General features: G+C 66.0%; 23 protein-coding genes. 16 read left to right on the plus strand and 7 right to left on the minus strand.

The genetic code is table 11. The features are described 5' to 3' along the window. The first annotated feature begins 1 nt into the window (after position 1). From rnr to rpmG, 5 genes are all read left to right on the plus strand, one after another. On the plus strand, positions 2-2,278 hold the full coding sequence (gene rnr, locus AUL30_RS17740) for a ribonuclease R (protein ID WP_083508051.1): 2,277 nt from the start codon (positions 2-4) through the stop codon (positions 2,276-2,278). Continuing rightward, positions 2,275-2,730 carry a DUF983 domain-containing protein gene (locus tag AUL30_RS17745; protein WP_083508052.1) on the plus strand — a complete coding sequence of 152 codons (456 nt, stop codon included), beginning with the start codon at positions 2,275-2,277 and terminating at the stop codon, positions 2,728-2,730. The genes rnr and AUL30_RS17745 overlap by 4 nt, the downstream gene beginning before the upstream one ends. Next, positions 2,711-3,439 (plus strand): NUDIX hydrolase, encoded by a 729-nt coding sequence (locus AUL30_RS17750; protein WP_157070281.1) that lies wholly within the window; start codon positions 2,711-2,713, stop codon positions 3,437-3,439. The genes AUL30_RS17745 and AUL30_RS17750 overlap by 20 nt, the downstream gene beginning before the upstream one ends. A gap of 10 nt (positions 3,440-3,449) precedes the next feature. Beyond that, positions 3,450-4,631 carry an MFS transporter gene (locus tag AUL30_RS17755; protein ID WP_062229238.1) on the plus strand — a complete coding sequence of 394 codons (1,182 nt, stop codon included), beginning with the start codon at positions 3,450-3,452 and terminating at the stop codon, positions 4,629-4,631. 97 nt (positions 4,632-4,728) lie between these two features. Continuing rightward, positions 4,729-4,896 (plus strand): 50S ribosomal protein L33, encoded by a 168-nt coding sequence (rpmG, locus tag AUL30_RS17760; RefSeq protein WP_039190164.1) that lies wholly within the window; start codon positions 4,729-4,731, stop codon positions 4,894-4,896. A gap of 75 nt (positions 4,897-4,971) precedes the next feature. On the opposite strand, the gene AUL30_RS17765 is transcribed toward rpmG, so the two are convergent. Next, a complete protein-coding gene (locus tag AUL30_RS17765) occupies positions 4,972-5,349 on the minus strand; it encodes a response regulator (protein WP_062229239.1) in 378 nt (125 codons plus the stop codon). Between the two features lie 144 nt (positions 5,350-5,493). Between AUL30_RS17765 and AUL30_RS17770 the strand changes: the two genes are divergently transcribed. Genes AUL30_RS17770 through AUL30_RS17780 form a run of 3 tightly spaced genes read left to right on the plus strand, consistent with a single transcriptional unit; the run spans position 5,494 to position 7,758 of the window. Further along, the gene (locus tag AUL30_RS17770) at positions 5,494-5,802 is read left to right on the plus strand and encodes a DUF3572 domain-containing protein (protein WP_062229240.1); all 309 of its coding nucleotides are present in this window, start codon (positions 5,494-5,496) and stop codon (positions 5,800-5,802) included. Then, complete coding sequence (locus tag AUL30_RS17775) at positions 5,799-6,479, plus strand: hypothetical protein (RefSeq protein WP_244490885.1); 681 nt, start codon at positions 5,799-5,801, stop codon at positions 6,477-6,479. The genes AUL30_RS17770 and AUL30_RS17775 overlap by 4 nt, the downstream gene beginning before the upstream one ends. A 1-nt stretch (position 6,480) precedes the next feature. Beyond that, positions 6,481-7,758: a DNA polymerase IV gene (locus AUL30_RS17780; RefSeq protein WP_062229242.1), complete on the plus strand. Its 1,278-nt coding sequence runs from the start codon at positions 6,481-6,483 to the stop codon at positions 7,756-7,758. Positions 7,759-7,809: 51 nt separating this feature from the next. On the opposite strand, the gene AUL30_RS17785 is transcribed toward AUL30_RS17780, so the two are convergent. Beyond that, positions 7,810-8,511 carry an ArsR/SmtB family transcription factor gene (locus AUL30_RS17785; RefSeq protein ID WP_062229243.1) on the minus strand — a complete coding sequence of 234 codons (702 nt, stop codon included), beginning with the start codon at positions 8,509-8,511 and terminating at the stop codon, positions 7,810-7,812. 120 nt (positions 8,512-8,631) lie between these two features. On the opposite strand from AUL30_RS17785, the gene AUL30_RS17790 reads away from it, so the two are divergent. Further along, positions 8,632-9,531: a DMT family transporter gene (locus tag AUL30_RS17790; RefSeq protein WP_062229244.1), complete on the plus strand. Its 900-nt coding sequence runs from the start codon at positions 8,632-8,634 to the stop codon at positions 9,529-9,531. 242 nt (positions 9,532-9,773) lie between these two features. On the opposite strand, the gene dnaE is transcribed toward AUL30_RS17790, so the two are convergent. Next, complete coding sequence (gene dnaE / locus AUL30_RS17795) at positions 9,774-13,244, minus strand: DNA polymerase III subunit alpha (RefSeq protein WP_062229245.1); 3,471 nt, start codon at positions 13,242-13,244, stop codon at positions 9,774-9,776. Between the two features lie 337 nt (positions 13,245-13,581). Then, positions 13,582-15,450 (minus strand): sigma-54-dependent Fis family transcriptional regulator, encoded by a 1,869-nt coding sequence (locus AUL30_RS17800; RefSeq protein ID WP_062229246.1) that lies wholly within the window; start codon positions 15,448-15,450, stop codon positions 13,582-13,584. Between the two features lie 235 nt (positions 15,451-15,685). Between AUL30_RS17800 and AUL30_RS17805 the strand changes: the two genes are divergently transcribed. The 6 genes from AUL30_RS17805 (at position 15,686) to AUL30_RS17830 (ending at position 22,329) form a co-directional block, all read left to right on the plus strand. Continuing rightward, a complete protein-coding gene (locus AUL30_RS17805; RefSeq protein ID WP_062229247.1) occupies positions 15,686-16,738 on the plus strand; it encodes an NAD(P)-dependent alcohol dehydrogenase in 1,053 nt (350 codons plus the stop codon). Positions 16,739-16,828: 90 nt separating this feature from the next. Beyond that, entirely contained in the window at positions 16,829-18,379 is a 1,551-nt protein-coding gene (locus tag AUL30_RS17810; RefSeq protein ID WP_062229248.1) for an extracellular solute-binding protein, read from the plus strand. A gap of 81 nt (positions 18,380-18,460) precedes the next feature. Then, the gene (locus tag AUL30_RS17815) at positions 18,461-19,345 is read left to right on the plus strand and encodes a carbohydrate ABC transporter permease (RefSeq protein ID WP_062229249.1); all 885 of its coding nucleotides are present in this window, start codon (positions 18,461-18,463) and stop codon (positions 19,343-19,345) included. Next, positions 19,342-20,172 (plus strand): carbohydrate ABC transporter permease, encoded by an 831-nt coding sequence (locus AUL30_RS17820; RefSeq protein WP_062229250.1) that lies wholly within the window; start codon positions 19,342-19,344, stop codon positions 20,170-20,172. Before AUL30_RS17815 ends, AUL30_RS17820 begins: the two co-directional genes overlap by 4 nt. Before the next feature lie 13 nt (positions 20,173-20,185). Continuing rightward, complete coding sequence (locus AUL30_RS17825; RefSeq protein WP_062229251.1) at positions 20,186-21,271, plus strand: ABC transporter ATP-binding protein; 1,086 nt, start codon at positions 20,186-20,188, stop codon at positions 21,269-21,271. Further along, entirely contained in the window at positions 21,271-22,329 is a 1,059-nt protein-coding gene (locus tag AUL30_RS17830; protein WP_062229252.1) for an ABC transporter ATP-binding protein, read from the plus strand. Before AUL30_RS17825 ends, AUL30_RS17830 begins: the two co-directional genes overlap by 1 nt. 26 nt (positions 22,330-22,355) lie before the next feature. Here the strand turns inward: AUL30_RS17830 and AUL30_RS17835 are convergent, their stop codons facing one another. Next, positions 22,356-23,372 carry an AraC family transcriptional regulator gene (locus AUL30_RS17835; protein WP_083508054.1) on the minus strand — a complete coding sequence of 339 codons (1,017 nt, stop codon included), beginning with the start codon at positions 23,370-23,372 and terminating at the stop codon, positions 22,356-22,358. Here AUL30_RS17835 and AUL30_RS17840 point away from each other — a divergent pair. Next, on the plus strand, positions 23,371-24,348 hold the full coding sequence (locus AUL30_RS17840; RefSeq protein ID WP_062229254.1) for an SDR family NAD(P)-dependent oxidoreductase: 978 nt from the start codon (positions 23,371-23,373) through the stop codon (positions 24,346-24,348). The two genes, AUL30_RS17835 and AUL30_RS17840, sit on opposite strands and share 2 nt — an antisense overlap. 24 nt (positions 24,349-24,372) lie before the next feature. Here AUL30_RS17840 and AUL30_RS17845 read toward each other — a convergent pair whose 3' ends face one another. Together AUL30_RS17845 and AUL30_RS17850 are read right to left on the minus strand one after the other, a co-directional pair. Continuing rightward, positions 24,373-25,206: a DMT family transporter gene (locus AUL30_RS17845; RefSeq protein ID WP_062229255.1), complete on the minus strand. Its 834-nt coding sequence runs from the start codon at positions 25,204-25,206 to the stop codon at positions 24,373-24,375. Next, a complete protein-coding gene (locus AUL30_RS17850) occupies positions 25,203-25,766 on the minus strand; it encodes a TetR/AcrR family transcriptional regulator (protein WP_192843085.1) in 564 nt (187 codons plus the stop codon). The genes AUL30_RS17845 and AUL30_RS17850 overlap by 4 nt, the downstream gene beginning before the upstream one ends. Positions 25,767-25,830: the final 64 nt, after the last annotated feature.

A 25,830-nucleotide genomic window follows, 5' to 3' on the forward strand; every position in this document is an offset into this window, starting at 1 on the left:
CATGGCACGGCGGTCCAGGACTGACGGCGCGCAGGACAAGCCGAGCCGCCCGGCGCTGAACCGGGACGAGGTCCTGCGCTTCATCTCCGAGAACCCGGACCGCGCCACCAAGCGCGACATTGCCAAAGCCTTCGGCGTGAAGGGCGATGCGCGCGCCGATCTGAAGGACATCCTGAACGACCTGCAGGCCGATGGCGTCCTGGAGGGCGGGCGCAAGAGCTACGTCCAGCCCGGCGCCCTGCCCACCATGGGCGTTCTGGACGTGCGCGGCCGCGACGATGAGGGCGACCTCGTCGCCGTACCGACCAACTGGGATCTCGACCGCCACGGAGAAGCGCCGCGCTTCCGCCTGCGCCAGCCGCGCACTGGCCCTGCCGCCGGTGTGGGCGACCGGGTGCTCGCCCATCTGGATTACGATGCGCAAGGTGGGCCGGAAGCCCGCACCATCCGGGTTCTGGATCGCAAGCGCGCCGTTGCGCTCGGCGTGTTCCGCAGCCGGCCGGGCGGCGGCGGGCGTGTGGAACCCGTGGAGCGCCAGCAGCCCGAATACGCCATCGCGCCCGACGAAACGGGCCAGGCGCGCAACGGCGACCTCGTCGAGGTCGAGCCGCACCGCAGCCATCGGGCGGGGCTGCCGACGGCGCGGGTCGCACAGGTGCTGGGGGGCCTCGGCACCGAAAAGGCCATCTCGACCATCGCCCTGCATGCGCATGGCATTCCGCATGTGTTCCCGAAATCCGTCCTGGAAGAAGCCGACGCCGCCGGACCGGCGCCCCTGGACGGGCGCGAGGACTGGCGCAGCCTGCCGCTCGTCACCATCGACCCACGTGACGCCAAGGATCACGACGACGCCGTCCATGCCGCGCCCGATGCCGACCCTGCCAATCCGGGCGGCCATGTCGTGACGGTGGCGATCGCCGATGTGTCCTTCTATGTCCGGCCGGGATCGAAGCTCGATGCGGAAGCGCGGTTGCGGGGCAATTCGGTCTACTTTCCCGACCGCGTCGTGCCCATGCTGCCGGAGCGCATCTCGAACGATCTGTGCTCCCTGCGCGAGGGGGTGGATCGCCCGGCCATCGCCGTGCGCATGGTTTTCGACAAGGATGGCGACAAGCGCAGCCAGCGCTTCCACCGCATCCTGATGCGCAGCCACGCGAAACTCGCCTACGAAGATGCCCAGGCCGCCGTGGACGGGGCTGCCGACGCCGCCGATCCCGCTATCGTGGATACGGTGCTGCGCCCGCTCTGGCGCGCCTACGCGGCCCTGCGCGTCGCACGCCAGCGCCGCCAGCCGCTGGAGCTGGATTTTCCCGAGCGCAAGATCGTGCTGCGGGCGGACGGCAAGGTCGACCGTGTCGTCATCCCTGCCCGCCTCGACGCGCACAAGCTGATCGAGGAGATGATGATCCAGGCCAATGTGGCCGCGGCGGAAGTGCTGGAACAGGCGCGTCAGGCGCTGATCTACCGCGCCCATGACGCGCCGTCCCTGTCACGCCTGGAAGCCCTTCGGGATTTCCTGCGCTCGTTGGACATTCCGCTTGCCAAGAGCGGGACGCTGCGCCCCTCGCATTTCAACCAGATACTGGCGGCCGTGCGCGATACCGAGCATGAAAGCCTCGTGAACGAGGTCGTGCTCCGGTCGCAGAGCCAGGCGGCCTATAGCCCGGAAAATATCGGCCATTTCGGGCTCAACCTCATGCGCTACGCGCATTTTACCTCGCCCATCCGGCGCTATGCGGACCTGATCGTTCATCGCGCCCTCGTGACCGCCCTGTCGCTTGGTGAAGGCGGCCTCAGCCGCGAGGACGAGGCGGGCCTGGAAGCGACGGCAGAGGAAATCTCCAAGGCCGAGCGGCGCGCCATGGCCGCCGAGCGCGACACGGTCGACCGGCTGATCGCCCATCACCTGGCCGATCACGTCGGAGACAGTTTTGCCGGCCGGATCACGGGCGTGACCCGCGCGGGCCTGTTCGTCCAGTTGCCGACCTTCGGTGCCGACGGCTTCGTGCCCATCGGCACCCTCGGGCGGGACTACTTCCACTACGACGAAACGGCCCATACGATCGTCGGCCAGCGAACCCACCTCGGCTACCGTCTCGGCGATACGGTGGAGGTGAAGCTGGTGGAAGCCATCCCGCTTGCCGGGTCGATGCGCTTCGAAATGCTGACCGAGCCGCGCAAGCTGCCGACCAGCTCGGCCTCGCACCACAAGGCGCGCGGACGCACGCTGCGCCCGGGCCGGCGTCCCGGTGGCGGCGGGCGCGGCAAAAGGAGATGACCATGAGCGCACAAGGACCCGCACGGCTGGAACTGGGCGGCCCCCGCAAAGACGCCACCGCGCTCGAGCCGCGGCCGCTCGGCCAGGCCATGCTGCGCGGCTTCCTGTGCAAGTGCCCCCATTGCGGATCGGCGCCGCTCTTCAACGGCTTCCTGCGCAGTGTCGATCACTGCGCGGCCTGTGGCGAAGCCTATCATCACCACCGGGCCGACGATCTTCCTCCCTATCTGACGATCTTCATCGTCGGCCATATCGTCATCGCCCTCTTCATGGGCGTGGAGGAGATCGGAGATCTGCCACTCTGGGCGCATCTCGCAATATGGGTGCCGCTGACCAGCATCTTCACGCTCGGCCTTCTGCGGCCCATCAAGGGCGCGACGATCGGCCTGCAATGGGCCCTGCGCATGCACGGTTTCAGCGGACGTGGCGAGGATGAGCCGCAGGACCACTGACGCGATGGCCGCGCAAGCGCCCCGCCCGCGCATCGCGGTTCACGATGCCGCGGCCCTGGTGCTGGTGGACGACAGCGGGTCCGAGCCACGCCTGCTCATGGGGCGGCGGGCCAGCGGCCATGTCTTCATGGCCGATGTCACCGTCTTTCCGGGCGGGCGCCTCGACAGGGGCGATCTACTCCTGGCCAGGCACTTCACGCTCCCCGAAAGCGCGCAGGCTCGGCTCTGTGGCGCCACCCAGGCCCGATTCAGCCCACGCCGGGCGGTCGCCCTGGCGCTGGCGGCGATCCGCGAAGCCTATGAGGAAACGGGCATCATGCTCGGCCTGCCGGGCCCGTTCCGGGCCCCTTCGCCGGCCTGGCGGGCCTTCGAGGCGGCGGGCCTCGTCCCGGCGCCCGGCATGCTCGTGCCGATTGCACGCGCCATCACCCCGGGCGGCCTGCCCCGCCGCTTCGATGCGCGCTTCTTTGCGGCGAGGGCCGACCTTCTGCCGGAAGAGGCACGCCGCCCGGCGCCGCCGAGCGACGAACTGACACGGGTGCGCTGGTACGACCGGTACGAACTTGCCGCCGAGCCCCTTGCCGACATCACACAAATGATACTTACGACGGTTAGGGATCGCCTCGCCGCCGGTACGCTCTTCGATCCGACATGCCCCATGCCCGTTCTGCGCCGCCGCGCGCAGGGCTTCCACTCCATTCTGGTCTAGCCCGGTCGCCATGCAAAATGAAGCAGCCTCTCCACCAGCCACGGCCGACCTGACGGACTGGCTCGGCGCTGGCGCCGCCATCGCCTCCATCACGGCGGTCGGCATTGCGCTCGGGCTGGGCCTGCCGCTGCTCAGCGTCATCCTGGAGCGGCGCGGCGTGTCCTCCACCATGATCGGCTTCAACACGGCGGTGGCTGGCCTCGCCTCCCTGGCCGCCACGCCGCTCTGCACGCCCATGGCGCGTCGTTTCGGCGTCCGGCAGACCATGCTGGCCTGTATTCTGGTGGCCGCCGCCTCGGCCATGGGCTTCTACTATTTCACCTCGCTGAGCGCATGGTTTCCGCTGCGCCTCGCCTTCCACTTCGCCATCACGACCATGTTCGTCCTGTCGGAGTTCTGGATCAACACGGCCGCGCCACCGCGCCGCCGCGGCCTGGTGCTCGGCATCTACGCCACATGCCTGGCGCTCGGTTTCGCGGGCGGGCCGTTCATCTTCTCGCAGGTCGGCTCCCAAGGCATCCTGCCCTTCGCGCTCGGATCGGGCATCATACTGGCGGCCGCCATTCCCCTGATCGCGGCCTGGCATCGCGAACCGCCCATGGAAGAATCGCGCCGCAATACGAGCTTCCGGCGCCATCTCTTCTCCGTTCCGGCCGCCACCGCCGCCGTGCTCGTCTTCGGCGCCGTAGAATCGGGCGGCTTTGCGCTCTTTCCCATCTTCGGCAGCCGCCTCGGCATGGACGAGGCATCCGCCGCGCAACTCCTGACGGCCGTCGGGCTCGGCAGCGTCGCGCTGCAGATCCCCATCGGGCTTGTCAGCGACAAGGTGCGCGACAGGCGGCACCTGCTCATTCTCTTCGCCGCGGTCGGGTTGGCGGGCTCCCTCGCCCTCCCGGCCTTGACGCAAAGCTGGTGGACCATGGCGGCCGTGCTGTTCGTCTGGGGCGGCGTCGTCGCGGGCCTCTACACGGTCGGCCTCGCGCATCTGGGCTCGCGCCTGTCGGGGACGGAACTGGCATCGGCCAATGCGGCCTTCATCTTCTGCTATTCGGTGGGCATGCTGATCGGCCCGCAATGGATCGGCGGGGCGATGGATCTGTTCGGAACCGATGGCTTCGCCTGGTCGGTTGCCGCGATGTTCGCGGCCTATTTCGCGTTCATGGCCGTGCGCGTCATGAAAACCCGCCGGTGATCTTGACTTTCCCGCCTCTGTGAGTAGTGTCCGCCGCAAATGCTGGCGGTGAATGCACCGTTCCGCCGGTTCATCAATTCCCAAACGGATCACCGCAATGGCCAAGGCTACAACGATCAAGATCAAGCTGCTCAGCACGGCTGATACTGGCTACTTCTACGTCACGACCAAGAACAGCCGCACCATGACCGAGAAGATGGTCAAGACCAAGTACGACCCGGTCGCGCGCAAGCACGTCGAATTCCGCGAAGCCAAGATCAAGTAACACCCGATCTTCCAGCTTTTCGCCTGCATTCGACCCCCGGCCTCGCCCGGGGGTTTTGCTTTTCCGCTCGTGCGGTCAGCCTTCCGAATCGCCCAGGAAGCTCTTGATCGTATCGATGAAATGCGTGACGGAGATCGGCTTGGAGATATAGGCCTCGCACCCGCCCTGCCGGATCCGCTCCTCGTCGCCCTTCATGGCGAAGGCGGTGACGGCGATGACGGGAATGGATTTGAGCGTCGCATCCGCCTTGAGCTGGCGTGTGACGTCCAGGCCCGAAATCTCAGGCAGCTGAATGTCCATCAGGATCAGGTCCGGGTGGTGTTCCCGTGCCAGATCCATGGCCGCCAGGCCACTGCGCGTATGCACGGTCTTGTAGCCATGGGCCTCGATGAGGTCGCGGAAGAGCTTCATGTTGAGCTCGTTGTCTTCGACGATCATGACAGTCTTGGACATCCGCATCACTCCAATGTCCGACCCGTAACGACGGACAGGCGCGTTACTCCCCAATGCTCGAATCTCAGTCGTAGAGCGATTTCATTTATGAATTGAGAATCGTTTACAACCAAGGCTCTCATAGCCACGCAGAAAGGTCCCATCATGCTCGACAAACAGGCCAGACCGCGCAGCATGAACGTCGATGCGGCGGAAGGGCTTGCCATCGATGCCTTGGGCTTCCTGGCGGCCCACGAGGATGAGTTCCTGCGCTTTCTGGCCTTGTCCGGCCTAACCGTCGGCGAGTTGCGTGCTGCGGCAGGGGATGGGAACTTCCTGGCCGGGGTGCTGGATTTCGTGATGGGCAATGAGCGAACCTTGCTTTCCTTTGCCGCCCATGCGGGGATCGACCCGTCCCGCGTTGGGGCCGCCCGCCAGGCCTTGGCCGGCGCTTACGGCGTGTCGGCCGAGTGACGGCCCGCAAACCCCTGACCGTCGGCCCCGCCATGGCCGACCTGCCGGAGCACCATCCTGTGCTCCTGATCCTGGATATTGACGAGGTGGTGCTGCAGTTCATCGACCCCTTCGTCGCGCTGCTGGCCGAGCATGATGCGGGGCTGGATCCATCCGGCTTTCGGCTGACGGGTTCGGTACACTCCCTGTCGACCGGCCAGGCCCTGGGTGCCGACAGGCTGAAGGGCCTGATGCATCAGCTCTACGAGGAACAGGATCGGCGCCAGCACCTCGTCCCCGGCGTCCGTGCGGCCCTGGACCGGCTGGCCCGACGGGCGGATATCGTCTTCCTGACGGCCATGGCGCCGCAGTGGCATGCAACACGCCGCCGCCATCTGGATGCCGTGGGTCTGCCATACCCGATGATCGCGACCGAACGCGACAAGGGCGCCGTCATCGCCCAGTTCTACGAAACCCGGCAACGGCCATGCCTGTTCATCGACGATCTGCCGTCCAACCTTGCCGGGGTGCGCCGCAGCGCACCTGCAACGGAACTTCTGCACCTCATGGCGAGCCCGCTCTTCCGCCCCTACCTCCCGGCCCTGCCGGCCGGCGTGCACACCGCCTGCGACTGGCACGAAGCCGAGCCCATGGTCGACGCCATTTTGGATCGCATGCTGGCGCAGGCGGCGCTCTGACATGGTGCCGGGCGCCTTCTGCCGGGACTGCCTCACCCCGCACCGGGGCAGCCTGCGCCGCTGCGCCGCCTGCGGGAGTCCGCGCATTCTGTCCCATCCCGAGCTCGCCACCCTGTCCATCGCACATATCGATTGCGATGCCTTCTATGCCATGGTCGAGAAACGGGACCGCCCCGATCTGGCTGACAAGCCGGTCATCATCGGCGGTGGGCGGCGCGGCGTCGTCCTGACCTGCTGCTACAATGCGCGCATCTTCGGTGTCCGGTCGGCCATGCCCATGTTCAAGGCGCTGGAACTGTGTCCACACGCCGTGATCCTGAAGCCGAACATGGCAAAATACGCCGAGGTCGGCCATGCGGTCCGGGAGCGGATGCGGCAGTTGACACCGCTGGTCGAGCCCTTGTCCATCGACGAAGCCTTTCTCGACCTGTCGGGCACCGAACTCCTGCACCGCGCCACGCCCGCTCTGTCGCTCGCCCGCCTGGCGCGCGCCGTGGAGGACGAGTTCCGCATCTCCGTCTCGGTCGGCCTGTCGCACAACAAGTTCCTGGCCAAGCTTGCGTCCGACCTCCAGAAGCCGCGCGGCTTTTCGGTCATCGGCCGTCAGGAAACCACATCCTTCCTGGCCGGATTGAAGGTTACGTCCATCTGGGGTGTGGGCAACGCCATGGCGCGGACCCTTGCCGCCGACGGCATCACCATGATCGGCCAGTTGCAGGATATGCCGGTCGAGACGCTGATGCGGCGCTATGGCGGCGTGGGGCAGAAACTGTGGCGCCTGTCGCGCGGGCTGGACGAACGCCCGGTCTCGCCGCATGGCGAAGCGCGCAGCATTTCGGCCGAAACCACCTTCGATACGGACAAGTCACGCGCCGAGGAGTTGCTGCCGATCCTGCGGCGCCTCAGCGAAAAGGTCGCCGCGCGCCTGAAGCGGACCGATCTTGCCGGCACCACGGTCGTCCTCAAGCTCAAGACGTCCGACTTCCGCATCCGCACCCGCAACCGCAAGCTCTCCGACCCCACACGGCTGGCCGATCGCATCTTCGCGGTCGGGCGGGAGATGCTGCTGCGTGAACTCGACGGCACCCGCTTCCGCCTGATCGGCATCGGCTGCAACGAGTTCGCCCCCGCAAGCCGCGCTGACCCGCCCGATATGCTCGATCCCGGCAAGGAGAAACGCGCCAAGGCGGAAGCGGCACTCGATGCGCTGCGCAACAAGTTTGGCGATACCTCGATCGAGACGGGTTACACGTTCAGACCCCCGAAGCCAGAGGCTTAGGACGCAGTCCGCGCTGCCGGTGCGACCTGCGCAGATGATACGGAAACGAATCTACGTCAGCGACAGGTTGAAAGTCGTCGCCAATCCCCGTTCACCGGCCGGCGTGACACGCAAGGCGCGACTGTCGGGCATGCGCTCAACCCACTTCAAATCGATAAGACGGACCAGCAGCGCGGCACCGAGCCTGCCGGCAACATGCGGCCGGCGTTCGCTCCAATCGAGGCAGGTGCGGCACAAAGGCCGCTTCGACGTACCGTCCATGGCTGCCGTATCGATGCCGAACCCGGCGAAGAAGCGCTTGCCCTCGGCGCTGACAACACCAACGCCATCGCCCAATGTCAGGTACCCGCGCTCACAGAGCGAATCGGCGAGCGCCAGAGCCAGCTTGCCTGCGAGATGATCGTAACAGGTGCGGGCATTCCGCAACGCCGCGTCGCGCGGCCCAAGCGGGTGGTGGCGCTTTGGACCGCTTGCCGCGATCGTCATCAATGCATGGATCGCCTGCGCGACCTCCGGTGTCGCCAATCGGTAGTAGCGATGCCGCCCTTGCTTCTCCATCGCGATGAGTTCGGCGTCGGCCAGCTTGGCCAGGTGCCCGCTGGTCGTCTGCGCCGTGACGCCGGCGTGACGGGCCAGCTCCCCGGCGGTTAGAGCCTGTCCGCCCATCAATGCCGAGAGGATGTTGGCGCGGGCCGCATCGCCGATCAGTGCCCCGACCTGTGCGATGCTGTTGCCCGAAGCGATGTTTACCATGCCCCGATCCTAATTCTCAAAGGTCGAACCGTCATTGGGAAAAGTTTCGGCCGTCGCCGAAGCATACCAATTCGGTTCTGCGCTAAGACGCCCCTACGTCCATTACAAGGGGCCTTATTCATGACAACCGGAACACCGAGCCTATCGCGGGAACTGCTGCTGCTCCTCGCGCTCTCGACGCTGTGGGGCGCCTCCTACACCTTCATCAAGATCGGCGTGGAGACGTTCCCGCCGATTACGCTGATCGCAGCCCGGACGCTGATCGCGGGCACCATTCTGCTGCTGGTGATCCGCTGGCGTGGGCTGACATTTCCAAGGGACGCGGCGATCTGGCGTCGCTTTCTGTTCCAGGCATGCCTCAACAGCGTCGTCCCCTTCACCTTGATCGCCTGGGCGCAGCAGACGACCGATGCGTCGCTTGCGGCCATCCTCAACTCGGCAACACCGATCTTCGCCTTCCTGATGACGGCCTTGCTGACGCGCCACGAGGCAGTTACCGGACGCAAGTTCCTGGGGGTCGGGCTCGGCCTGATCGGCATCTGCCTGATTATCGGCGTCCAGGCGCTCGGCGGCCTGGGACAGGAGATCGTCGCGCAGCTCGCCATCGTGGCAGCCACGACCTGCTACGCTGGCGCCGCCATCTTCGGTAAGCGCTTTTCGAACCTCGATCCGATATTGCCCGCGGCGGGATCGCTGGCCTGTGGGGCCGCGCTTCTGGTTCCGGTCAGCGTGGTCGTCGATCACCCCTGGACGCTCAGCCCCTCGACCGCCTCGACCCTTGCCCTGCTGGCGCTCGCCGTATTCTCAACCGCGCTCGCCTTCGTAATTTACTTCCGTCTCGTACAAACACTCGGTTCGGTCGGCACGACGTCGCAGGCCTATCTTCGGGTCCCGATCGGCGTTGCGATCGGTGTCATCTTCCTGGGCGAGAGCTTGTCGCCGATGGGTTTCCTCGGCCTTCTCTTCGTCGTCACCGGCGTCGCTGCCATGACGATACCATCGCGCCGGCCCATCGCCTGAGGTGGGGGCGACAAAGCTCTATAGAACAGCCGTCTTAAAACTATGCGCGCTCATGCGCGGGGGCCTGTCATCCGCAGAGGCCATCTGCATGCGCTACGACAGCGGACTGGCACCTTTCACGGCCGGCCGCCCCTACCTGTCATGCGCGGGTCCGGCCCGTGCCCTGCCGACGCATCGGGTAGCGCTTGGGCAACCGGCGCTACCGGTCGCCCGCGTTCCACGACGCGCAGCCTATGCCATCGTCAGGTCAGTTCGACGTCGAGAACCCCGGGCGCGGCCTTGATGGCGCCCGCCATTTGGGGCGATACGCGGAACCGGCCCGGCAGCACCACTTCCACTTCACGCTCGCCGCCATCCTGGATCAGCACGACGCTGACCTGGCTTTCGCCGCCCTCGGCCAGATGCCCGCGGAAACTCGCCAGCGGTTTGGCATCGCGCAGGAAGATGCGCAGCGCCTTCTGCATGCGCGCCGCCTGCATGTCGAGGCTCTCCACGGCCGAGGCCCGGAGCGAAATGCCCTCCGGTCGCTCTTCGGCGGCCACGGACACGATCACCGAGGCGCCGGGCTCCAGCATGTCACGGAAGTTGACCAGCATTTCGGTGAAGAGGACGATCTCGAACTGCCCCGTCGGATCGGAAAGCTGGACGATCCCGATCTTGCCGCCGGTGCGCGTCTTGCGTTCCTGCCGGCTCGTGACCGTTCCGGCCACGCGCCCGGCCGTGGCGCCCTTGCGCACGGCGCGCGTCAGATCCTCGTAGGATTGGACATTCAGCTTCTTGAGCGCATCGCGATACTCGTCGAGCGGGTGGGCCGACAGGTAGAAGCCGATCGACTGGAATTCCCGCAGGAGCTTGTCGGCCGTCGTCCAGGGGGCCACGTCGTTGAGGCGCAGCGGCTCGGGCTCCGAGCCCGCCCCGCCGAACATGTCGTGCTGGCCGCTCAGGCGGCTGTCATTCACCATGATCGCATAGGCGGCCAGCCGCTCGACATTGCCGCAAAGCCGCGCCCGGTCATGTCCGAAGCAATCGAGGGCGCCGGCCGTGATGAGGCATTCCAGCGTGCGCTTGTTGATGATCTTGGGATCGATACGGGCGCAGAAATCCTCCAGCGAGCGGTAGGGCCCGTTGGCGCGCTCGGCCACGATATGGTCCACCGCCTGCTCCCCCACGCCCTTGATGGCCGCGAGCGAGTAGAGGATGCGCCCCTTGTCCACCTCGAACGGGCGGAAGGATGTCTGGACCGAGGGCGCTACGACCTCGATCCCCAGCCGCTTGGCATCATTGCGGAAATCGTTGAGCTTGTCGGTGTTGTTCATGTCCAGCGTCATGGACGCGGCCAGGAACTCGGTCGGGTAATTCGCCTTCAGATAGGCGGTATGATAGGCGACCAGCGCGTAGGCCGCCGCGTGGCTCTTGTTGAACCCGTAATCGGCGAACTTGGCCAGAAGGTCGAAGATCGTGTTGGCCTGGCCCTTGGGAATTCCGCGCTCCACCGCGCCGTCCACGAAGCGAACGCGCTGGACATCCATTTCGGCGCGAATTTTCTTGCCCATGGCGCGGCGCAGAAGATCGGCCTCGCCCAGCGTGTAGCCGGCCAGGACCTGGGCAATCTGCATCACCTGTTCCTGGTAGACGATCACGCCCTGCGTTTCCCGCAGGATAGGCTCGATCTTCGGGTGGATGATCTCCACCTCTTCTTCTTTGTGCTTGCGCGCATTGTAGACCGGGATGTTTTCCATCGGGCCCGGCCGGTACAGCGCCACGAGCGCAATGATATCCTCGAAACAGTCCGGGCGCATGCCGATCAGCGCCTTGCGCATGCCGACCGATTCCACCTGGAACACGCCGACCGTCTCGCCGCGCGCCAGCATGGCGTAGCTTTCCGGGTCGTCGAGCGGAATGGTGCCGAGATCGATCGTCTGGCCGGCATGGCGGTGGATCAGCTCGACCGCGGTCTGCAGGGTCGTCAGCGTCTTCAGGCCCAGGAAGTCGAACTTGACCAGCCCGGCCTGCTCCACCCACTTCATATTGTATTGCGTCACCGGCATGTCGGAGCGCGGATCGCGATACATGGGCACGAGCTTGGACAGGGGCCTGTCGCCGATCACGATGCCGGCCGCATGGGTGGATGCGTGCCGGTACAGCCCTTCCAGCTTGAGCGCGATGGCGATGAGGCGGTCCACCACCTCTTCCTTCTCACGCGCTTCCTTCAGGCGCGGCTCTTCCTCCAGCGCCTGGGCGAGCGTGACGGGGTTGGCCGGATTGGCCGGGACGAGCTTGCAGAGCTTGTCGACATGGCCGTAGCTCATTTCCAGGACACGGCCCACATCGCGCAGGACGGCGCGCGCCTGCATCGACCCGAAGGTAATGATCTGCGCGACCTGCTCGCGGCCGTATTTTTCCTGGACATAGCGGATCACCTCCTCCCGCCGGTCCTGGCAGAAGTCGATGTCGAAGTCGGGCATGGACACGCGGTCCGGGTTGAGGAAGCGCTCGAAGAGGAGCGAGAAGCGCAGCGGATCCAGATCCGTGATGGTGAGCGAATAGGCCACCAGCGAGCCGGCGCCCGAACCACGGCCAGGTCCGACAGGAATGCCGTTGGCCTTGGCCCATTTGATGAAGTCGGCAACGATCAGGAAGTAGCCGGGGAACTTCATCCGCTCGATGATCGACAGTTCGAAGGCCAGCCGCTCGCGGTACTGCTCTTCCGTCTGTCCGGGGGCCGGGCCGTGTGCACGCAAGCGGGCCTCCAGCCCCTCCTCCGCCTGCCGGCGCAGTTCCGCCGCCTCGGCGATCTCGGCCGCTTCCGCCTGTGCGTCGGCACCGGCAAAGCGCGGCAGGATGGGCTTGCGCGTCCGTGGCCGGTAGGAGCAGCGCCGCGCGATCTCGATCGTGTTGTCGAGGGCTTCCGGCAGGTCCGCGAACAAGGCCGCCATCTCGTCCTGCGACTTCAGGCAATGGTCGGAGGTCAGCCGGCGGCGATCCTCGTGGCTGACCAGGCGGTTGCTCGCCACGGCAATGAGCGCGTCATGGGCGTCGAAATCGTCCGGGCAGAAGAAGTAAGGCTCGTTGGTCGCCACCAGCGGCAGGCCCAGCTCATAGGCGAGCTCGACCGTGGGCGCTTCCGTCCGGCGCGATCGGGCGCCATGCCGCTGCAACTCCACATAGAGCCTGTCGCCGAACAGGGCCTGAAGGCGCTCCAGCCTTTGCCGGGCAATCGGCATGCGGCCGACGGCGATGGCGCCTCCGATCGGCCCGAGCGGCCCGCCGCTCAGGCAGATCACCCCATCGGCCATCCCCTCGATCCAGTCCACCCGGATGTGCGGCCTCTGGTCCCCCTCGTGGCGCAGATAGGCCATGGAGACGAGCTCGACGAGATTCTCGTAGCCTTTCTCCGTCGCTGCGATGAGGACGAGCGGGGCAACCTGCTGCTCCTTCTCGCGGGCCGAATCGGCATCGCCATCGCCGAAGTCGACATCGAGCTGGCAGCCGGTGATCGGCTGCAAGCCGGACTTGGCCGCCTTTTCGGAAAACTCGAGCGCGCCGAAGAGGTTGTTCGTATCGGCAATGCCGATGGCCGGGGCGCCATCGCTCTTGGCGAACTTGACGATCTGGTCGATCCGCAGCGCGCCTTCGAGGAGTGAGAAGGCACTGTGGACGCGCAGGTGGATGAACTTCAGCGCCCCTGTCGCCTGGCCCGGTGCCTCACCCATAAGTGCCTCCTGCGATGCGTTCTGCGACTGAAAGGCGCGTTCCGGGTTTACCGCCGAACGGGCTGGCCTGTCTGCCCCGGACATGGCCCGTCCACGTAAAAAAGACCGATCAGATCGCGTGAATGATCAGTGAGAAGCCGAGAACGAAGCCGGACAGAACGGTGAGAGAGAGAAGTTCGCGTACCACGGTCATAGGCATTCCTTTCTCTTTTCGTTTCCTATTTGTTCTCTTTTTGTATCCTCCTGTCAACTCGGCTCTGGTGTCTGTTGCGCACAGGGTTAACGCCGGATGGGGAGGGCCCCCGTGTTCCTGCGGGGCTTTGCGCGGTACGCCGCGCTACTGCACGTGCTTGTAGACCGTCGTCCTCGACAGACCCAGGCGGCGTGCGGTCAGGGCGATGTTCTGATCGGCCGTGCGGTAGGCAAGCCGGATGCCGGAACAGCGCGGCTCGTTCAGGGCATGGCCGCGGCAGGCCTCGCAGGCGTCAGCGGCGAGGATCTGGCGCACGGGTTCGAATGCGGTTTCGTCGAGGAAGGGCATTCTGCGGCGCAGGAGGGCGCGCTGCAGAACGGCCTCCAGCTCGCGCATATTGCCGGGCCAGGTGCGGGCTTTGAGCCTGCGGACCGCCTCGTCGGTCACCGCCGTGCCGGGCGCCAGCCGTTCGACCACGTGGCGGACGATTTCGTGAAAATCCGTGCGGGCGGCGAGCGGCGGCAGGCGGATCGCGAACGTGTTCAGGCGGTACAGAAGATCGCTGCGGAACAGGCGCTGGGCCACCATCTCCTCCAGATCCCGGTTCGTTGCCGAGACGATCTGGATGTCGAGCTTGGTGCTCTTCTGTCCGCCGACCGCCCGCACCTCCTGCGTGTCGAGAAAACGCAGGAGCACGGTCTGGGCGGCCAGCGGGATGTCGGCCACCTCGTCGAGAAACAGCGTGCCCTTATGCGCCTGCCGGGCAAGGCCCGGTGAGCCCTCGCCGCGCGCGCCGGTGAAGGCGCCGCGTTCGTGGCCGAAGAGCTCGGCGACGAAGAGGCTTTCCGGTAATGCACCGCAGTTCACCGCCACGAATTCGCCCGACCGCCCGGAGGCGGCATGCACGTGACGGGCCATGCGATCCTTGCCCGTTCCCGTTTCACCGGTGACGAGCACGGGGAGCCGCAGCGACGTGGCATCGGCGACCTCTTTTAGCGCAGCGCGCAGCTCCGGATCGTCGCACACGAAGTCTGGATGGCTGCTGCGCTGCACCACGGCGATCCTGGCGGCTGGCTCGCGTGGTGCCTGGACGCGGCCCAGACCGGCGCGTCCGATCTGCCGGCAGACCATGAAGACACCGCTTCCCGCCCGATCGCGGATGGCGACGACGCCGCCGTTCAGGAGCCCGTCCATGGCGCTGCCGAATCCGCTCTCGAACAGATCGTCGAAATGTGTGCCCTCATCCACCGGCAGGCCGGCCAGCAGGCTTGTGGCGGGCCGGTTCAGCGAATGGACCACGCCCTCGCGGGACAGGGCGATCAGGCCGGCCGACAAGGTGTCCAGATACTCGACACGCGGATGGAAGGCGAAGATGAAGCTTTCCGAGCGCTGCTGGTAGATGAGCCCGTTCTCGATCTGGGAAGCGGCCATCCGCACCAGGGCGTGCGTGTGCTGCTGGCGGGCCTCGTTGGTGCAGGAGGCATCGAGCAGCCCCAGCACGTTGCCCTCCGCGTCGAGGATGGGCGCGGCCATGCAGGACAGATGGCCGTGGCAGGCGAAGTAGTGTTCCCGCCCGTAGATCGCCACGGGGCGGCGCTCCATCACGGCCAGGCCCAGCGCATTGGTGCCCCGCTCACGCTCGCGCCAGACGCTGCCCGGTACGATCGAGCGCCCGGCTTCGCTTTCGGCGAACTGGTGGTCGCTGATCGTATCGAGCACCACGCCCTCGGCATCTCCCAGCGCGATCACGAAGTTCGATCCGGCAATCTGCGAGTGAAGGAGCTGCATCTCGGCCAGCGCCAGGCGGCGAAGCGTTGCCAGCGTCTCGCGCCGATGCCCGACCTCGGCAAAGGGAATGACTTCGCCGCGCGGGCGGGCGCGCGGGTCGAGCCCCGTTTCGCGGCAGCGGAGCCAGCTCGACGAGACGCTTGGCGAAAGGGCGCCGGACGGCACGCGCTGCCCGTTTTCCAGGGCGATGCGCGCACGATCCATGCCCGACATCAGATGCTGCATGGCTCCTCCCTCCCGCAACATTGGTCACGCTCAGACTACATCCTGCGCGGGCGGCTGCAATGACCAGAAACTGGACATATCGATGCGGACAACGTCCAGCGACTGGGCATTGTCCCCCGAGCGCCGGTCAGCAAGGAAACCCATGTTCATCAATGGTTTAGCCACTTGGCACGGCAGTTGCAGAAGGGGTTGGCAGACACCGGTTCCGCTTGTGTCCGAGACGGGAGGAGTAGGCATGAAAGCACAGGTCCTGAAGGCATATGACGATCATCTCACAGCCGCCGACTGGTTGAGCTACGAGGAGGTCCCCGATCCCACAATCACCAAAGCCAACGACGTGATCGTCCGGATCGGCGGCGCAGGCGTCTGCCGCACCGATCTCCACATCATCGAGGGCGTCTGGCGCCCGCACATGGACCCGAACGCCGACCAGCTTCTCCCCTTCATCATGGGCCACGAGAATGCCGGCTGGGTCGAGGCGGTCGGCAAGGAGGTCGAGAATGTGAAGGTCGGCGATCCGGTGATCGTCCACCCGAAGATCTCCGGCGGCACGTGCCTTGCCTGCCGCCGCGGCATGGACATGCACGCGCCCGGCAAGTTCCCGGGCCTCGACTGCGACGGCGGATATGCCGAGTACCTCTGCACCTCCGACCGCAACATCGTCCCCCTGCCCAGGACCCTGGCGCCGAAGGACGTCGCGCCCTATTCCGACGCGGGCCTGACGGCCTATCGCGCAGTGAAAAAGGCGACGCGCCACCTCCTGCCGGGAGAGACCTGCGTGGTGATCGGCGCCGGTGGCCTCGGTCATATCGGCATCCAGTGCCTGAAAGCCATGTGCGCCGCCGACGTCGTGGTGGTCGACAAGTCCGACGCCTCGCTCGAACTCGCCCGCCGCATGGGCGCAGACCATCTGGTGAAGGCCGATGGCAACGAGGTCGAGGCCGTTCTGCAGCTGACGGGCGGCAACGGTGCGGAGGCCGTGATCGACTTCGTCGGCGAAAAGGGCACGACCAGGATGGGCCTCGCCATGACAAGGGGCGCCGGCTCCTACTACGTCGTCGGCTACGGCGAGGACATCGTGGTGCCCACCGTCGATCTGGTGATCGCCGAGAAGAGCATCATCGGCAATCTCGTGGGCACCTGGGCCGAGCTTGTCGAGCTCATGGCGCTCGCCGACCGCGGCCTCGTGAACCTTGCGACGGTGGAGTACCGGCTCGCCGACGCCAACCAGGCCCTGCAGGACCTTAATGCCGGCAAGATCCACGGCCGCGCCGTGCTGATCCCCTGATGCCGGATCGGCGCGGGCCGGGAGCCCCGCGCCGTGTTGCCTGACCCTACTGCGCCGGAGGGGCGCGACGATCTTCGGGAGGAGACCCACATGAAACGGCATGCAATCTGGATGACGTCGGCCTGCGCGCTGGCGATCGCTGTCCCGGCCTTTGCCGCAGACATCGACTACAAAGCCTATGGCGACTACGCGCAGTACGGCTCGGCGCCGGATGTTCCGGGCGCCTGCTCCTACGCGGCGATCGACGCCAAGGATTATTCCGGCAAGACGCTGCGGGTCATCACCCACGCGGTGCCGGTGATCGGCGAGCCGACCGACCTGCACGCCAAACAGTTCCAAGAATTGACCGGCGCGCAGGTGGATGTCGTCCACATTCCCTTCGGCGATCTCTACCAGCGCCTGATGATCCCGTTCCAGACGCGCCAGGCCGCCTATGACGTGATGTTCTACCCCTCGCTTTGGATCGGTGACGTCCAGAGCTACCTGCAGCCCGTGCCGGCCGCCTATCAGGAGGTGTCGGGGATGAAGGAGGTGACGCAGAACTACCGCGACGTCGCCACCTGGGGCGACCAGATGATCCAGTATCCGGTGGACGGTGACCGGCATTACCTCAAGTACCGATCCGACATATTCGACAACCCGGAATACCAGCAGCGGTTCAAGGCCGAGACCGGCCAGGACCTGCGCGTGCCGCGCACCTGGGAAGAGTACAACGCGGTCGCCAAGTTCTTCACCGGCTGGGACTGGGGCAAGGATGGGCGCGGCCAGTTCGGCTCGGCCGAAGTGACCAAGCGTGACGACCTGATGTTTTCGGCCTTCATCAGCCGTGCCGCCGCCTATACCAAGAACCCCAACGTAAAGGGCGGCTACTTCTTCAAGCTCGACACGATGGAGCCGCAGATCAACAATCCGGGCTTCGTCAAGGCGCTGGAGATGTTCATCGACGCGCAAAAGGCTTTCCCGCCCGGCGGCACCAATTTCGGCCTCGGCGACGAGATCTTCTCCTTCGGCGGCGGCCAGACGCTGATGAGCTATTCCTGGGACGACGCCTTCATCCAGGCGCAGGAGGCCTCCAGCCCGATCCGCAACAAGGTCGCGGCCGCGCCGCTGCCCGGCTCCACGCAGGTCTGGAACCGCGATACCAACACCTGGGATACGTTCGAGACGCCGAACGCGCCTCCCTATATCACCTGGGGCTGGACGTCCGCGGTTTCCAAGGCTTCGCCGAACCAGGACATGGCCTTCGACTTCCTGTGCTTCTTCTCCAACGAGGCCAACACGCAGCTCGATCTCCAGATCGGCCGCTTCGGCGTCAATCCCTATCGCACCACCCATTTCGACCCGGCCTTCTGGCAGGACAAGCTGGGCTGGGATGCGAACACGGCTAAGACCTATGTCGACACCCTGTCGGGCATGGACCAGTCCAACAACCGCGTCTTCGACCTGCGCGTGCCCGGCGTGAACCAGTTCATGTCGACGCTCGCCAACGGCGTCGCCGAAGCCATGGCCGGCCAGCGCACGCCGCAGGAGGCGCTCGACGGCGTCGCGGCGCAGTGGACGGAGATCGTCGAGCGGATCGGGCCGGACCGCGTCCGCGAGGCCTATGCCAACGTCGTGGCGCTGGAAGATCGCGGCCGCTGAGGCCGAAGAGCGTTTCAGCCCGACCGGGGCCGGCCGTGGCCGGCCCCGGCTTCCCTCGCCGCGCATCGGAGCCCTGTCGTCATGCAGCAGCGCGAATTCCGCCCCTACAAGCTTGCTTTTCTCCTGCCGGGCCTTCTGGTCCTTCTTGCCATCATCCTGTTTCCGCTGGCCTTCACCATCCGGGTCTCGCTGTCGGGCTGGGATGCGATCGTGCCGGGGCTCGATTGGGCGGGGGTGCGCAACTATGCCGGCGTCTTCGCCGATGCGCGCTTCTGGCAGTCGCTCGGCCGCCTGTCGCTGATGGCCGTCGGCACGGTGCTGGTCCAGTATGTGCTGGGCTTTGGGCTGGCGCTCCTCGTCTGGCGCGACATCCGCTACCGCCGCCTGTGGCGGGTCCTGTTCCTGATCCCGATGATGACGACGCCGGTCATCATGTCGGTGATCTGGCGCACGATCTTCCACGAGTCGCTAGGACCCGCCAACGACCTCCTCGGCTTCATCGGCCTCGGCCCCTATCCATGGCTCACCTCGCCAGGCTGGGCTGTCGCCTCGGTCATGCTGGTCGAGATCTGGCAGTGGACGCCGTTCATGTTCCTTCTCATGCTGGCCGGGCTCATCTCGCTCCCGCGCGAGCCCTTCCTGGCGGCGGCCATCGACGGGGCGGGGCCGATCCGCACTTTCTTCAACGTCACCTTCCCGCTTCTCGCCCCCGTCTCGATCGGCGCCATCATCATCCGCCTCATCGAGGCGTCGAAGCTGATGGAAACGGTCTACGTGCTGACCTCCGGTGGCCCGGGCACGGCCACGGAAACCACCGGCTACTACATCTACATCCGGGGCCTTCGCGATTTCCAGATCGGCTACGCGGCGGCGCTCTCCATCACCTATCTCGTCATCATGATCGTCTTGCTCACGATCATCGCCAAGCTGTTGGTGCGTGTATTCGTCGGGGGGAAGACGGCATGAAGGCGCTCAAATACGTTCTCGTCGTCCTGTGGGGCGCCTTCGTCGTCACCCCGCTCCTCTGGGCGCTGACGACCTCCTTCAAGACCGCCAACGGCGTGACCGGTGGCCCGACCTACATTCCCTACCTGCAATACGAGCCATCGCTCGCCGGATGGCGGTCGCTGTTCGGCGGGGCCGGCGGGATCGACATCGCCAAGCCCTATCTCGACAGCCTCATCGTCACCTTGAGCGCGACGGCCATCTCTCTCGTGCTCGGCACCCTGGCGGCCTACGGCCTGTCGCGCTTCACCTACAAGGCCGGCTTCGTAAAGAATGCCGACCTCGTCTTCTTCTTCATCTCGCAGCGGATCATGCCGCCGATCGTCCTGTCGATTCCGTTCTTCCTGCTTCTGCAGTTCCTGGGCCTTCTCGACACCAAGGTCGGACTGATCCTCGTCTACATCGCGCTGCTTCTGCCCATTGCGGTCTGGATCATGGTGGACTTCTTCGACGGCGTGCCACGCGCCATCGACGAAATGGCCCTGCTCGACGGCTGCTCTCCCTTCGAGGCATTCCGGCGCGTCGTCCTGCCGAACTCGCTGCCCGGCATTCTCGTGGCCGGCATGTTCTGCCTGATCTTCGGCTGGAACGACTTCTTCTTTGCCTTCACGTTGACCTTCACCGAAACGCAGCTGCTCCCCGTCGCGGTGGTGGCGCTGAACTCGTCCGTCACGCCCTGGTGGAGCCTGTCGGCCTCGGCCCTCATCTCCGTCGCGCCACTCATCCTCATCGCCTTCTTCGTCGAACGGCTTCTCTCGCGCGGCACGCTTGCCGGCGCGATCCGATAGGAGGATCACGACCGTGAGTCTCGTTCTTCAAGACCTGAAGCTGACGGAAGGCGGTGTGCCCTTCCTCAACGGAATCTGCGCAGAGTTTCCACGCGGCCGCCTGACCACGGTGATCGGCCGCACCTCGGCCGGCAAGACCACTTTGATGCGCTGCCTCGCCGGGCTGCAAGGGCTGGATTCGGGGCACATCCGCCTCGACGGTCAAGCCTTCGAGGCGGTGCCCGCCTGGAAGCGCAACGTCGCCATGGTGTATCAGCAGTTCATCAACTACCCGCATCTCACCGTCTTCGAGAACGTCGCCTTCCCGCTGCGGCGCAAGGGGATGGCCGATGGGGAGGTACGGTCCCGGGTGCAGAAGCAGCTCGAGACGGTCGGCCTCGGGTCCTTCGGGGAGCGGCGGCCATCGGCGTTGTCGGGCGGCCAGCAGCAGCGCGTGGCCCTGGCGCGGGCCCTTGTCCGCCACGCGCCGATCCTTCTCCTCGACGAGCCGCTGGTGAACCTCGACTACAAGCTGCGCGAGCAGCTGCGTGACGAGTTTCGGCGCATCCTCGGCGCCCAGACCGACACCATCGCGGTCTACAACACGACCGAGCCGGCCGAGGCCATGATGCTGGGCGACCATGTCATCGTCCTGCACGAAGGCCGCGTGCTGCAAGCGGGAACGCCAGCCGACGTCTTCGACCGCCCGGCCTCTGCGCTCGTCGCCGGCATCGTCAACGATCCGCCCATGAACCTGATCGAGGGCGAGATCGTGGCCGAGGGCCTGATGCTCGGAACGGCGCGGATGCCCCGACCCATCCATTTCAGAAGCTTGCCGCCTGGAAGCTACAGGTTCGGCATCCGTGCCAGTGAGATCGAGGCCGGACTGGAAGCGATGACCGGCCGCGTCACCTATGCGGAAATCTCCGGCTCGGAGAGCTTCATCTATCTCGACGCGCCTTTCGGCCCCGTCGCAATCCAGCGCGAGGGCGTCCATGTCGTCCACAACGGCGCCAGCGTACCGTTCCGCCTTCCGCCGCACCGCCTGTTCTGCTTCGACAGCCGGGGCGACGGGCAGCTTCTCGCCGCGCCAGGTGCGGCCTCTCAGGGAGAGCACTGATGGCCCGCATTCATCTCGACGGCGTCGGCCATTCCTATGATGGCGGCCGGACCTATGCGCTCCAGCCGGCAGATACCCTCTTCGAGGACGGCCGGACCTACGCCCTGCTCGGCCCCTCCGGCTGCGGGAAGACGACGATGCTCAACATCGTCTCCGGTCTTCTGTTCCCGTCCGACGGGCGGGTGCGCCTCGGCGAGCGGGACGTGACACGCGCCGCAATCGCAGACCGCAATATCGCGCAGGTCTTCCAGTTTCCGGTCGTCTACCGCTCCAAGACCGTGTTCGGAAACCTCGCCTTTCCCCTGAAATGCCGGAACTGGGACAAGCCGCGCATCGAGCGGCGCGTGTCGGAGGTGGCCGAACTCCTGGGCCTGACCGCCCGCCTCGGGCGCTCCGCCCGGTCGCTCACGGCGGACGAGAAGCAGCTCATCTCGCTCGGGCGCGGCCTGGTGCGCGACGACGTGGCGGCACTCCTGATGGACGAGCCCCTCACCGTCATCGACCCGCAGATGAAGTTCGACCTGCGGCGCCGCATCAAGCAGGCCAACGAGCGCACCCGCCACACCGTCATCTACGTGACCCACGATCAGAACGAGGCGATGACCTTTGCCGACGAGATCCTGGTCATGCAGGCGGGCCGCGTGATCCAGCGCGGCGCGCCGGCGGAGCTTTTCGAGCGCCCGCTCAACACCTATGTTGGCACGTTCATCGGCTCGCCCGGCATGAATTTCCTGCCCGCCACGCAGGAAGGCGCCACGGTGCTGATCGGCGATGCGGTCATCCGCAGCGATGTCCGGGCACCCGTCGACGGCACCCTGACGGTCGGAGTTCGACCGGAGCATATACGGCTCAGCCAGACCGGTGCCGGCCTTCCCGCCCGCGTGGTCGCCGTACAGGATCAGGGCAATGTGCGCGTCCTGGACGTCGAGCTGGCCGCCGGCGGCCGCCTCAAGGCCAAGCTGCCGCGCGAGCAGGCGATCCCGGCGGGTGAGGTGCGCATCGTTATTCCCGCGCAGCATGCGCATATCTACGCCGATGGGGTGCGCGCGGACGTCTGAGCTTGCGCCGCATCTCTATCCCGTCCTTATGACGCAGCCGAACGGTAGCGGCCGGGCGAGCTTCCCATCATGCGGCGGAAGGTCGTGCTGAAGGCCGCCTCGGACTCGTAGCCAACCGATGCGGCGATGATGCCAACACGCTCGCCCGTTCGTCGCAGACGGTCCGCCGCCAGTCTCATGCGCCATTGGATGAGATAGTCGAGCGGCGTCTTGCCGACCACCTTGCGGAAGCGCTCGGCGAAACTGGTTCTCGACATGCCGGCGATGCTGGCAAGTTCGGCCACGGACCATTTGCGGCCTGGCTCGGCATGCATCGCTGCCATGACGCGAAAGAGTCGCGGATCCGACAAGGCGCCCAGCCAGCCAGATGCGTCCGCGGCTTGCGCGCCAAGCCAAAGGCGCAGCACCTGCAGCAACATGATCTGCGACAAATGCTCCGCCATCAGAGCGCTGCCGGATCGCTGCGTCCTGAGTTCGACGGCAAGTTGTTCGAGCGCCCAGCGCAGCACGCCCGCCTGAGCGGAAGCATCGCGAACATGAAGGATTGCCGGCAGGGCGTCGAAAAGCAGAGCCGCGTGATCGCCCTCGAAGGAGAACCGCCCGCCGATCAGGAAGAAGTCACCGCCGCCGTTGCAGGTGGCAATGCCATCCACGGCCCTGTCGTAAATCGCCGGGGACTCGATCGCCGGCAGCGAGAGATCGGTTGCGAACTGGAAGGGTCTTCCACGCGTCAGCAGAAAGCAATCACCGGCATCGATCCGTTGTGCCTGCGATTGCCCGTCGACCTTCACCCAACACGAGCCGCTCATAACGGCATTGAACTTGATCCCCTCATGCGGCGGAAAGCAGATGGCCCAATCGCCGCCCGCGTCGAGGCCGGCGCTGATCGCGCTTTTCGGCCGCAGCAGGGAAAGGACATCAGACAAGGGATCCAAGGCAATGATCCGAACGATCGAGAAGGAATTTCGTACTCTACCGTATGGATCGTTCGCCTTCCAGCGTCGATCCTCTCCTGAATATGAGACGTCACAGGAGAGACGCATGGATGATCGACAGAAACCGCTTGGCTCCACCTTCGGGGCACAAACCACAGCCAGCGACGTGCTCGCCGGGGTCGATCTCTACGGGAAGCTCGCTGTCGTCACCGGCGGGCACTCCGGTCTGGGTTTGGAGACGACGCGGGCGCTGGCCGGAGCCGGCGCACGCGTGATCGTCGCATCCCGCGATTGCGCTTCAGCGGGCAAAGCCACTGCCGGGATCCAAGGCGTCACGGTCGAGCGCCTCGACCCGGCGGACCTCTACGGCGTGCGGTCCTTTGCCGACCGAACCCTCTCCACCGGCGCCCACATCGACATCCTGATCAACAATGCCGGCATCATGGCAAGCCCCGAGATTCGCGTCGGGCCGGGCTGGGAGGGGCAGTTTGCCATTAATCATCTCGGTCACTTCGCGCTCACCACGTGGCTCTGGCCTGCTCTCGAAGGCGGTGCGCGCGTCATTTGCGTGTCATCTGCCGGCCACCATACGTCACCGATCCGCTGGGACGATATTCAGTTCCAGCGCGGCTACGATAAGTGGCTTGCCTACGGTCAGTCCAAGACGGCCAACGCGTTGTTTGCAGTCCATCTGGACAGTCTGGGTCAGCGATCCGGTATTCGCGCCTTCTCGCTGCATCCGGGCAAGATCTTCACCCCGCTACAACGGCATCTTTCACAGGCCGAAATGATGGCGGCTGGCTGGATCGATAGGGCGGGTTCCCCGGCAGATCCGACGTTCAAGACCCCGCAGCAAGGCGCCGCGACAGCGGTATGGGCAGCAACGTCGCCCCAACCGGGTGGCCACGGTGGCCTCTACTGCGAGGACTGCGACGTGGCTGCGCGTGCCGAAGCGAGTGCCGAGCCGTTCGTCGGCGTCCGCCGCCATGCGACCGATCCCGCTGAGGCCGAACGGCTCTGGAGCTATTCGACTGCCCTCCTCGCGGCATCGGGCATGGAAGGGCTGATTGTCGATCTGAAGTAGGCGCCCCCACATGGGCGGCGCGTGTCAGGACAGGGCCGTGACGATGGTGCCGAGGCACAGAACCGCACAGGCGATCAGCCTCCGCGCGTCTAGGCCTTCCCGTAGGAAGACCGCGCCGATCAGCGCGGCAAAGACGACGGAGGTTTCGCGCAGGGCCATGACCGGCCCGGCGGGCCCCAGCGCCAGCGCCGCAACGACGAGGACATAGGAGCCGAGCGAAATGACGCCGCCGCCGGCGGCCTTCCGGCTTTCCCGATCCCGCCAGTCGATCCGCAGCTTGCCCCTGGTCAGGAGGTAGACCGGCACAAGAAGCGCCGCATAGAGAAGGGTGAGCCAGGCCGAATAGGCTAAGGGATCGCCGGACAGGCGCACGCCCAGCGCATCGATTGTCGCATAGGTTGCGATCATACCGCCGGTGGCCACCGCCCAGATGAGGGTCGGCAGCGCGGCACGCCGGCGCCCGGTGCCAAGCAGAAGAATTGCCAGGACGATCAGCGCCATGCCGCTGACGGTCGTGGTCGAAAGTCGCTCACCGGCCGTGAAGAAGGCGCCAAGTGCAACGAGGATCGGCACCGTCCCCCGGATGATCGGATAGACTTGGCCGAGATCCCCGTGCCGGTAGGCCGCGACGAGGAACAGGCTGTAGATGACTTGCAACACCCCGGAAGCGGCCAGATAAGGCCATGCCGGTGCAGCCGGCATCGGCAGGACGATCGCGACCGGGAGCGAGATGGCCGCCATGACCAGCGCCATGACCGTCACCACCCAAAGCCGGTCTGCGCCCGAGCGCAGGAAGGCGTTCCAGACGGCATGGGCCAGCGCGGCGGACAGCGCCAGCGCGATGACGGCCCCGGTCATGCCGCGTCGCCAGGCGGCACGATGGACCACACACCCAGCCGAAGCATGTCCGACGCACGCTCCGGGCCCACAATCTGCGCCTGCAACGCCGCCCCTTCGAAGAGCATGGCCAGCACTGCCGCCCTGTCGCCGGCGGCCGGCGCGGGGAAGCTGCGGCGCAGGATGCCCTCGAGCCGCTGGCGGAACGCGGCCTTTTGCGCAGCGGCGGCTTGGTGGACGGCATGCGCCGCATCCCCGAACTCCGCCAGGGCGTGGGCGAAGGCGCAGCCATGGAAATCGGGACTGTCGAACCAATCACGATACCAGTCGACGATGGCATCCAACGCCTTATCGACCCCCGCGCCGGCGCGCTCGGCCGCGTCGAGTTCCGCCTCGAAGCGCTTCTGTCGCATAGCGAGCGCCGCGACGATCAAAGCGTCCTTGGTCGGGAAATGACGGTACATCGTCATCTTCGCGACCCCCGCCTCTGCAATGATGCGGTCGATCCCGACCGCATGGTAGCCATGCGCCCGGAAGAGCCGATAGGCCGTTTCGATGATCTGCTGCTTCTTGTCCGACACCGATCCGCCCTGCCTCATGTGATGAGACAGGTCTGTATCATTCGCCCGTCATTGCCGGCAAGGG

The organism is Aureimonas frigidaquae (genome assembly GCF_001463905.1).
In the GTDB taxonomy this organism is placed as follows: domain Bacteria; phylum Pseudomonadota; class Alphaproteobacteria; order Rhizobiales; family Rhizobiaceae; genus Aureimonas; species Aureimonas frigidaquae.

What these genes read in the sequence shown, in the direction of transcription:
- rnr (WP_083508051.1), top strand. Translation starts at nt 2, where the DNA reads ATGGCACGGCGGTCCAGGACTGACGGCGCGCAGGACAAGCCGAGCCGC.
- AUL30_RS17745 (WP_083508052.1), top strand. Translation starts at nt 2,275, where the DNA reads ATGACCATGAGCGCACAAGGACCCGCACGGCTGGAACTGGGCGGCCCC.
- AUL30_RS17750 (WP_157070281.1), top strand. Translation starts at nt 2,711, where the DNA reads ATGAGCCGCAGGACCACTGACGCGATGGCCGCGCAAGCGCCCCGCCCG.
- AUL30_RS17755 (WP_062229238.1), top strand. Translation starts at nt 3,450, where the DNA reads ATGCAAAATGAAGCAGCCTCTCCACCAGCCACGGCCGACCTGACGGAC.
- rpmG (WP_039190164.1), top strand. Translation starts at nt 4,729, where the DNA reads ATGGCCAAGGCTACAACGATCAAGATCAAGCTGCTCAGCACGGCTGAT.
- AUL30_RS17765 (WP_062229239.1), bottom strand. Translation starts at nt 5,349, where the DNA reads ATGTCCAAGACTGTCATGATCGTCGAAGACAACGAGCTCAACATGAAG.
- AUL30_RS17770 (WP_062229240.1), top strand. Translation starts at nt 5,494, where the DNA reads ATGCTCGACAAACAGGCCAGACCGCGCAGCATGAACGTCGATGCGGCG.
- AUL30_RS17780 (WP_062229242.1), top strand. Translation starts at nt 6,481, where the DNA reads ATGGTGCCGGGCGCCTTCTGCCGGGACTGCCTCACCCCGCACCGGGGC.
- AUL30_RS17785 (WP_062229243.1), bottom strand. Translation starts at nt 8,511, where the DNA reads ATGGTAAACATCGCTTCGGGCAACAGCATCGCACAGGTCGGGGCACTG.
- AUL30_RS17790 (WP_062229244.1), top strand. Translation starts at nt 8,632, where the DNA reads ATGACAACCGGAACACCGAGCCTATCGCGGGAACTGCTGCTGCTCCTC.
- dnaE (WP_062229245.1), bottom strand. Translation starts at nt 13,244, where the DNA reads ATGGGTGAGGCACCGGGCCAGGCGACAGGGGCGCTGAAGTTCATCCAC.
- AUL30_RS17800 (WP_062229246.1), bottom strand. Translation starts at nt 15,450, where the DNA reads ATGCAGCATCTGATGTCGGGCATGGATCGTGCGCGCATCGCCCTGGAA.
- AUL30_RS17805 (WP_062229247.1), top strand. Translation starts at nt 15,686, where the DNA reads ATGAAAGCACAGGTCCTGAAGGCATATGACGATCATCTCACAGCCGCC.
- AUL30_RS17810 (WP_062229248.1), top strand. Translation starts at nt 16,829, where the DNA reads ATGAAACGGCATGCAATCTGGATGACGTCGGCCTGCGCGCTGGCGATC.
- AUL30_RS17815 (WP_062229249.1), top strand. Translation starts at nt 18,461, where the DNA reads ATGCAGCAGCGCGAATTCCGCCCCTACAAGCTTGCTTTTCTCCTGCCG.
- AUL30_RS17820 (WP_062229250.1), top strand. Translation starts at nt 19,342, where the DNA reads ATGAAGGCGCTCAAATACGTTCTCGTCGTCCTGTGGGGCGCCTTCGTC.
- AUL30_RS17830 (WP_062229252.1), top strand. Translation starts at nt 21,271, where the DNA reads ATGGCCCGCATTCATCTCGACGGCGTCGGCCATTCCTATGATGGCGGC.
- AUL30_RS17840 (WP_062229254.1), top strand. Translation starts at nt 23,371, where the DNA reads ATGGATGATCGACAGAAACCGCTTGGCTCCACCTTCGGGGCACAAACC.
- AUL30_RS17835 (WP_083508054.1), bottom strand. Translation starts at nt 23,372, where the DNA reads ATGCGTCTCTCCTGTGACGTCTCATATTCAGGAGAGGATCGACGCTGG.
- AUL30_RS17845 (WP_062229255.1), bottom strand. Translation starts at nt 25,206, where the DNA reads ATGACCGGGGCCGTCATCGCGCTGGCGCTGTCCGCCGCGCTGGCCCAT.